This is a genomic window from Psychrobacillus sp. PGGUH221 (genome assembly GCF_042055255.1).
Taxonomy (GTDB): Bacteria; Bacillota; Bacilli; order Bacillales_A; family Planococcaceae; genus Psychrobacillus.
This window is the reverse complement of sequence record NZ_JAQMHQ010000048.1, coordinates 1-258: the sequence shown is the minus strand read 5'-3', so window position 1 is coordinate 258 and position 258 is coordinate 1. Positions and strand designations below refer to the sequence as shown.

The 258-nt window shown below is 55.0% G+C and carries 1 rRNA gene; it reads left to right on the top strand.

Features of this window, described 5'->3' with window-relative positions:
- Positions 1-258, top strand: a 16S ribosomal RNA gene (locus PGC35_RS22140); the annotation flags it as partial.

The window sequence follows — 258 nt, the reverse complement described above, 5'->3', positions numbered from 1 at the left end:
CGAGCGAATGATGAAGAAGCTTGCTTCTTCTGATTTAGCGGCGGACGGGTGAGTAACACGTGGGCAACCTGCCCTGTAGATTGGGATAACTCCGGGAAACCGGGGCTAATACCGAATAATCCATTCCTTCTCATGGGGGAATGTTAAAAGACGGTTTCGGCTGTCACTACAGGATGGGCCCGCGGCGCATTAGCTAGTTGGTGAGGTAACGGCTCACCAAGGCGACGATGCGTAGCCGACCTGAGAGGGTGATCGGCC